Below are 7,677 nucleotides of genomic sequence, written 5' to 3'. Positions count from 1 at the left end.
TTTTTCATTTTTTTCCAAATTTTTTACTTCAGGGTGTATGCGTGGTATGGGGGTTAACCCAATGCGCCCCGTACTCCCTCGGTGGGGGGGGGCCCCCCCCCCCCCCGCCGCTCATCGTCCCACCCATCGTCGGTTCAGTACTGCCGCAGCCGATCCGTCAGCTTGTCGGCGGCCTGTTGCTGCTGCGGGGTAAGCGATCGCGTGACGTTCGCTTCGGCACCGCAGTATTTGTCGGTTTCCGGCCGGATTCCGTGCACGAGGAAATCAGTGACGGCGGCGAAACCGCAGCCGTTCAGGAACGGGATTCCCACACCGTGCCCGCCCTGCTCGACCGTGACGAGGCGGGCCCGGTCGCCGAACGCCTCACGGGTTTCCAACGCGCCGGATAGCGGGGTCGCCGGGTCGCGCGTGTTCTGGACCAGCAGCAGGTTCGACGGTCCCTGGTCGCTGAATTGCACTGGCGGTTCGACCGGCTGATACGACCAGCGCGCGCACGGCCAGACGTTCGCTGTCGCACCACCGATCATCGGGTACGTGACCCGGTCTTCCGCGACGTTGCGCTGGTAGGTCGAAATCTGCCGGGGCCACGCGTTGTCCCCGCAGATCACCGAAAGCATGGTGGATCGCTGGCTCTGCACCGGATCGGCGAGGAGCGGCCGCAGCGACTCGGCCGCCGGAGCCGGATTGCTGAGCAGTGCTTGCCACGCCTGGGCCAGTCTCGGGAAGGTCAGCGTCTGGTAGGTCAGGCTGTGCGTGACCATCCGGAAGGCTGAGCCGTCGATTCTCCCGGCAGGATGCTGGTCGAGCTTGTCCGCGAGCTGGAAGAAATTCGCGGTGACTTCAGCCGGAGTGGTGCCGAGAGCGTAGATCGAATTGCGCGCCGCCGCCCACTTCGCGAAGTCCGGGAAGCGGTCCTGCATTCCCTCGGCGAAGCGGCGCGCCGTGGTGATGTCGACCCCGGTCGGTCCGACGACGCTGTCGAGCACGACTCGGTCGGTGCGGTCCGGGAACAGCGAGGCGTACACCCCACCGAGGTAAGTGCCATACGACAGGCCGAAGTAGGAGATCTTCTGCTCGCCGAGCGCGGCCCGGATCCGGTCCATGTCGCGCGCGGTGTTCGCGGTCGTCACGTACGGCAGGATCGACGCCGAAGCCGAGGAAGCGCATTGCGCCGCGACCTGCTTCGCGGCTTCCGAAGCCCGGACGACTTCTTCGCGGTTGTGCGCGTACTTCGGGGTGAACGAGAGCTGCTCAGGCTTCAGCTCGCAGCTGACCGGGTTGCTGTGCTCGACCCCGCGCGGGTCGAAGCCGATCAGGTCGTACTCGGCGAGCAGGCTCGCCGGCGCCCCGAGCTGCGCCCAGATCAGCGGGAAGGCGAGTCCGGGTCCGCCGGGGCCGCCCGGGTTGAACAGCAGCACGCCGCGCCGTTTGGCCGCGTTGCCGCTGGGCAGCCGGGAGATCGCGATGCTGATCTTCTTCCCGTCCGGGTGCCGGTAATCCAGCGGAACTTCCAGCGACGCGCACCGCAGCAGCGGGGAAGCGACGTCGGCCGGGCAGGCTCCCCAGTTCACCGAGGACTTCGAAGGGGTTGCGTACGCCGGAACAGCGGTCGCCGTCAGCGCGGCGGCCGCCAGTACGACGAGCAATTGTTTTCGCACGGTTTTCCGTCCTTTGCCGAGATCAATCGAACGCAGGAAGCTGAAAGGAAAGTGCACGAAACGAAGCTGTGCTCGCGGACGCCGTTGTCCGGCTGCCGGTCAAGTCGACTGCTGGTCACGTCGACGATCGAGAGCATCGTCGACGTTACTCCAGTCCCCTCGGTGCCGGAAGGGGTTTCAGCGCCGCGGTTCCCAGCGGAATAGTCGGGTCGCCAGAGTGATGCTGAGAATCAGCCAGGCCGCGATCGGTCCGAGCAGCACGAGTGAGTCGGTAACCGAAGCTCCGCCATTCCAGGAATTCAGCACGAGTTCAGTGGCCGCGCCGCCGGGCAAAAGGCGTTTCAGGAGGGAAAGCTGCTCGGTCCCGGTGATTCCGATCCAGCTCGCGATCGCGAGGACCGCGACGGTGATCGGCAGCGTGGTGACCTGGGCGTGTTCCGGTGAGTTCGTGAGCCCGGCGGTGGCCAGGCCGAAGGCGAGCATCATGCCGATGGTGGCGACGACCGCGACCGCCAGCAGCAGCGGGTTCTTCGGCAGTCCGGTCACCGCGCCGAGCACGCTGAGGATGACGCCGACCTGGATCGTGGCGATCGCGGTGATCGGCAGGAGCAGGCCGACGAGAATGCCGGAGTCGCTGGCGGCGGTGGAGCGCAGGCGCTTGAGGAAGAGGTTTTGCCGTCGCGCGGCGAGGGTGGTGACGGTAGTGGTGTACAGGCCGATCGCGGTAATGAAGAAAAGTGTCAGCGCCGCGATATAGCCGAGGCTGCCGAGTTGAGCGAAGGTTTCGTGGCGCGCGATGAAGAACGCGCTGAAAGCGACGGGCAGTATTAGCGATGTAACCAATACTAAGCGATTTCGGAACAGTTGGATCAGTTCGCCGCGGGCGATCGAGAGCATGGGAAAGCCTTTCGGTAATAAAGTTACGCGTTGCCGATAGCGCGGAAGACGTCGTCGAGCCGGGTCGGCCCGGCTTCCAATTCGGCCAGTTCGACGGCGTGGTCTTGCGCCCAGCCGAGCAGGACGTGCAGGTCTTTCTGCAGGCCGAAGGTCTCGATGAGGAAGCGGCCGTCCTCTTCGCGAGTCGCTTGCAGCGGCGGCATCGGTGCGTGCGGCGGCAGCCCGAAGCGGATGGTCGCGGGCAGCGTCCGGGTCAGTTCCGAGACGGTGCCTTCGCGGTTGAGCGTGCCCTGGTGCATCAGCCCGATGCGATCGGCGCGCTGCTGCGCTTCCTCCAGATAATGCGTGGTGAGGACGATGGTGGTGCCGTCCTCGCGGAGCCGGTCGACCGCGTCCCACAGCGCGTCGCGCGACTGGATGTCAAGACCAGTGGTCGGCTCGTCGAGAAAGACCAGGTCCGGCGTCCCGTACACGGCGGTCGCGAAGTCCAGCCGGCGCTTTTCGCCGCCGGAGAGCTGCGAAACCTTCGTCGTGGCTTTACGGGTGAGATCGGTGATGCCGAGCAGCCGTTCGACGTTGTCGTTTCGCTGGGTCAGGCTGCCGATCAGCCGGATCGATTCGCGCACGGTCAGGTCCGGCGAGAAGCCGCTTTCCTGCAGCATGATCCCCATCCGGGGACGCACGGCAGCGCGGTCGCGCGGATCCTTTCCGAATACCCGCACGGTGCCGGAACTGGGTGCCCGGTGGCCCTCGACGGTCTCCAGCGTCGAGGTCTTCCCGGCGCCGTTCGTGCCGAGCAGCGCGTACAGTTCGCCGCGGCCGACCTGGAACGACAGGTCGCGCACGGCCTGGAAGTCGCCGTAGGTGAGGTTCAGGTGGCCGACGTCGATGACTGGGGTCGTGGACATGCTCCGATTCCAGCCGGATCCGCTGGTCACGGCTAGTGCGGTCACGTCAGCCGGAGACATGACACTGCGTCACTGGTGGCCCTTCGGCGGCTCCGGCATGCTGGGACCGAACCGTCCGGCCGAAACTGGAGCACCATGACCGAGACCCGTCCGCGGCCCCGCCGGATGTCCTGGTCCGGCGACGCGGTCCAGGACCGGCTGCGGCGGCTCAACCTCATCACGGTGATGCCGCCGCTGCTGGTCGTCGGCGTGCTGCTGATCGTGCTCAGCAGCCGGACCTGGTGGCACGTGGTCATTCAGGTGATCGGGCTGCTCGCCGCGGCCGCCACCGCCGAACGCTGGACCGCGGGCGACTTCATCCGCGTCGCGCGCCCGTGCCTGGTGCTCACCGCGGTCGTCTGGCTCGCCGGTGCGCTGAGCGACATCACCATGGCGTTCTACGGGCTGAGCATGGTCGGGTCGTTCCTCATCCCGCCGCTGCCACGGCGCCGGTTCGCCGCGCTGGTCGGCTTCGCCGTGCTGACCGGCGCGATCGGCGCGGCCAACGTGCTGCTGCACCACGACCATCTCGGCGCGCGGGTGTTCGTCTACGTCGTGACCCCGGCGGTCGGCTCGGCGCTGTCGACGCTGCTGATGTTCGCCAGCCAGCGGCTCTACGACCTTGTCGCGGAGCTGGAAGAGTCGCGGGAGAAGGAGGCGGAGCTGGCGGTGGTCCGGGAGCGGGTCCGGTTCGCCAGCGAGCTGCACGACATCCAGGGGCACACGCTGCACGTGGTGAAGCTGAAAGTCGCGCTCGCGGAGAAGCTGCTGCACCGTGATCTCGAACGGGCGCAGGAGGAATTGCGCGAGGTGCACACCCTGGTCGGCGAAACCATCGTGCAGACCAAGGAACTCGCCTACGCCCAGCGGCGGCTCAATCTGTCGGCCGAACTGGAGAACGCGAAGAACCTCTTCGAGGCGGCGGGGATTCATGTCCGGGTCGAGCGGCTCGCGGAGGCCGGTTCCGGAGTGGACGAACTGCTCGGCCAGGTTCTGCGCGAGACCACCACGAACATCCTCCGGCACGCACAAGCCCGGCAGGTGCGGATCACCCTGGACGAAACCGGGATCAGCATCGTCAACGACGGGGCCCCGGACGGTACTCCGGAGCTGAGCGGACTGTCCGCGTTGGGCGCGCGATTGGCGGATCAGGGCGGAGAGCTGGCGGTGGAACAGAAGGACGGCCGGTTCGTGACGGCCGCGGTCTTCCCGGAGAAGGTGTCGCGATGACGACAGTGGTGCTCGCCGACGACGAAGCCCTGCTCCGCAAGGCGATGGCCGCGCTGCTGCCGATGGAGGGCGAGATCACCGTGCTCGCCGAGGCGGAGGACGGCGAGGCGGCGGTGCAGGCCACCCTGCAGCATCGGCCGGACGTGCTGGTGATCGACCTGGAGATGCCCAATGTGGACGGATTGGGCGCGGTCGCGCGGATCCGGCGGGAGCGGCCGGAACAGGTGATCCTGATGCTGACCCGGCACGCGCGGCCGGGCGTGCTGCGCAAGGCGCTGAAGCTCGGCGTGCAGGGCTTTGTCAGCAAATCGGCGGAACCGGCGCACATCGCGTCGGTGATCCAGACGCTGGACGAGGGCAAACGCTGGATCGACCCGGACGTCTCGGCGCTCGCGGTGGTGGACGATTGTCCGTTGACCGTGCGGGAAATCGACGTGCTGCGGGCGACGCGGGAGGGGTATTCGGTGGCGGATATCGCGGCGCAGTTGCATCTGGCGGAGGGGACTGTGCGGAACTATCTGTCGAATGCGATGCAGAAGACGCAGACGCGGACGCGGCACGAGGCGGCGCGGTACGCCCGGGAGCACGACTGGTTGTGAGTGCCTATCGCGGTTAGAACCGCGATAGGCACTCACAAGGTCAGCGGTTGGACGCCTTCTTCACGAACTTGCCCAGGTCCTTCGACTGCTGCACCCGCGACGGTTCGTGCACGTACATCATGTGCCCGGCCGGGTAGTAAGCCGTGTCGATGTTCTCCCGCAGCTCCTCGGGAATCTTCAGCTGCGACAGCACGTACTCGGACGCGTAGTACGCCGTCGCGCCGTCGTAATGCCCGAAGGCGACGTGGACCTGAAGGTGCGGGTTCGCCCGCATCGCCGCGCTCAAGGTGTCCACAACGGACACCGAACGGCCCTCGAACTCCTTGTAGGACCAGGCCTTGAACACCTCGGTGGACAGGATCTCGTACGGCAGGTCGTTCTCGTAGCCGAGTTCGGCGCGCACGTAGTGGTTGAACCCGGCCGAGTAGGCGCCGATGATCCTCGACACCGAGGGGTCGTCGCTCATGTGCTCGACGCCGCCGTCCGGCTCCCAGGTGGTGAACCGGCCGTCCATCCGGCCGACGGTCTTCCCCTGGTCGCGCAGCAGTTCGGTGAAGAACCGGATGTGCTCGATCCGCAGGTTCACTCGATCCACATAGGACTCGCTGAGCCCGGTGAGCGACGCGAGCGTCTGCACCGCCTCAGTACGGTCCTGAGTGGACAGCCGAGCGCCGCGGGAAAGCGCCCACGGCAGCTCCTTCGAGGCGAAGTCCTCGGCGTCGGCGAGCACGTCGTCGAGCGGACGGTCGCCGTGGCGGCCGTGGTAGTGCGCGATCGCCGCGTACGTGGGCAGATACAGCGAGTACGGCAGATCGTTGCCCTCGTGGAACCGCAGCGTGCCGAGGTCCAAAACGGACGAGATGAGCATCAAGCCGTTGAGGTACAGGCCGTAGCGCTCCTGCAGGTGCCCGGCCAGCGCGGCCGCGCGCAGCGTGCCGTAGGACTCGCCGGCGAGGAACTTCGGCGACAGCCAGCGCTCGTTGCGCGAAACCCACAGCCGGATGATCTCCGCGATCGATTCGACGTCGCCCTGGAACCCGGTGTAGGGCTGGGATTCGCCGCCCTCGGTCACCCGGGAGTAGCCGGTCTGGACCGGGTCGATGAACACCAGGTCGCTGTGCGCGAGCAGGCTTTCCGGGTTGTCCTCGAGGCCGTACGGCGGCGGAACCGGGTCGTCGACGTCGCCGGACAGCACGCGGCGCGGCCCGAGCAGGCCCATGTGCAGCCAGATGCTGGAGGAACCAGGGCCGCCGTTGAAGGCGAAGGTGACCGGTCGCGTGCCGGGGTCGGCGTCGTCGAGGGTGTAGGCGGTGAGGAAAACCTCGGCCTTGGGCTGGTGGCCCTCGGATTTGCCGTCCTTTTTGACCTCCTGGCGGAGCACGATCCGGCCGGTCTGGGCGGTGTAGGCGAGCTTGCGCCGCTTGACGGTGAGCGTGTGCTGCGTCGTCACGAGGTCGTCGACGGGCTCGGCTGTCTTCGTCTCCTCGTCCTTGGTCTTCTCGGCGGTCTCGTCCGCGGTGGTGTCGGCCATGGCCCCAACCTATCCCGCGTTACCGTGGCAGCACACCAATGCGGAGGAGATCGATGCGCACTTTCGCCGGCCTCGACGCGGAACTGGTGCAATGCCGGGCATGCCCGCGGCTGGTCGAATGGCGCGAAGGCGTGGCCGGTACGAAGGCCGCGTTCGCCGGTGAACGTTATTGGGCGCGGCCAGTGCCCGGTTTCGGCGCGGAGGACGCTGCCTTGGCCGTGGTCGGGCTCGCGCCGTCCGCGCACGGGGCCAACCGCACCGGCCGGATGTTCACCGGCGATCCGTCCGGCGACTTCCTCTTCCGGGTGCTGTACGAGGTCGGTCTCGCCTCCCAGCCGGTGTCCGCCGCGATCGGCGACGGCCTCACGCTGCGCGGCACCCGGCTCATGTCGCCGGTCCGCTGCGCGCCGCCGGAGAACCGGCCGACCCCCGCTGAGCGGGACACCTGCCGGCACTGGCTGGCCGACGAACTGGACCTGCTGCGGCCCACCCTGCGCGCGATCGTCGTGCTCGGCGCGTTCGGCTGGCAGGCGCTGCTGCCAGTGCTTTCCGCCGCGGGCTGGCCGGTGCCGAAACCGCGGCCGTCCTTCGCCCACGGGGCCCGGCTCCAGCTCGGTGACCTGGCGGTGTTCGGCTGTTACCACGTGTCACCGCGCAATGTCCAGACCGGTCGTGTGACACAGCCCATGGTGGTGACCGCGTTCACCGCCGCGGCCTCGGCCGCCGGGCTCATCTGAATCGTGACAACCAGCGTGGCGACGCTGGTCACAGCGGGGTGGGGTACCCGAGCGGAGCCGCTTCGGAAGTGCGACTAT

7 protein-coding genes are annotated in these 7,677 nt (G+C 67.5%); 3 read left to right on the top strand and 4 right to left on the bottom strand.

Annotated features, from left to right (window positions below; all coding sequences use genetic code 11):
• Positions 1 to 134: 134 nt before the first annotated feature.
• From ACWGIC_RS16755 to ACWGIC_RS16745, 3 genes are all read right to left on the bottom strand, one after another.
• Positions 135 to 1,658 (bottom strand): alpha/beta hydrolase, encoded by a 1,524-nt coding sequence (locus tag ACWGIC_RS16755; RefSeq protein ID WP_452076829.1) that lies wholly within the window; start codon positions 1,656 to 1,658, stop codon positions 135 to 137.
• A gap of 177 nt (positions 1,659 to 1,835) precedes the next feature.
• Complete coding sequence (locus ACWGIC_RS16750) at positions 1,836 to 2,555, bottom strand: ABC transporter permease (RefSeq protein ID WP_452076828.1); 720 nt, start codon at positions 2,553 to 2,555, stop codon at positions 1,836 to 1,838.
• Between the two features lie 23 nt (positions 2,556 to 2,578).
• Entirely contained in the window at positions 2,579 to 3,463 is an 885-nt protein-coding gene (locus ACWGIC_RS16745) for an ABC transporter ATP-binding protein (protein ID WP_452076827.1), read from the bottom strand.
• Positions 3,464 to 3,598: 135 nt separating this feature from the next.
• Between ACWGIC_RS16745 and ACWGIC_RS16740 the strand changes: the two genes are divergently transcribed.
• Together ACWGIC_RS16740 and ACWGIC_RS16735 are read left to right on the top strand one after the other, a co-directional pair.
• The gene (locus ACWGIC_RS16740) at positions 3,599 to 4,732 is read left to right on the top strand and encodes a sensor histidine kinase (RefSeq protein ID WP_452076826.1); all 1,134 of its coding nucleotides are present in this window, start codon (positions 3,599 to 3,601) and stop codon (positions 4,730 to 4,732) included.
• A complete protein-coding gene (locus tag ACWGIC_RS16735; RefSeq protein WP_452076825.1) occupies positions 4,729 to 5,331 on the top strand; it encodes a response regulator transcription factor in 603 nt (200 codons plus the stop codon). Before ACWGIC_RS16740 ends, ACWGIC_RS16735 begins: the two co-directional genes overlap by 4 nt.
• A gap of 40 nt (positions 5,332 to 5,371) precedes the next feature.
• Here ACWGIC_RS16735 and ACWGIC_RS16730 read toward each other — a convergent pair whose 3' ends face one another.
• Positions 5,372 to 6,862, bottom strand: a complete 1,491-nt coding sequence (locus ACWGIC_RS16730) for a S10 family peptidase (protein ID WP_452076824.1) — start codon at positions 6,860 to 6,862, stop codon at positions 5,372 to 5,374.
• A 53-nt stretch (positions 6,863 to 6,915) separates the two neighbouring features.
• Here ACWGIC_RS16730 and ACWGIC_RS16725 point away from each other — a divergent pair, with 53 nt between their 5' ends.
• On the top strand, positions 6,916 to 7,599 hold the full coding sequence (locus ACWGIC_RS16725; protein WP_452076823.1) for a uracil-DNA glycosylase: 684 nt from the start codon (positions 6,916 to 6,918) through the stop codon (positions 7,597 to 7,599).
• The last annotated feature ends 78 nt before the right edge of the window (positions 7,600 to 7,677 follow it).

The sequence above is a fragment of the Amycolatopsis sp. NPDC054798 genome, assembly GCF_053611505.1.
This window is presented reverse-complemented; position numbering and strand designations above follow the sequence as displayed.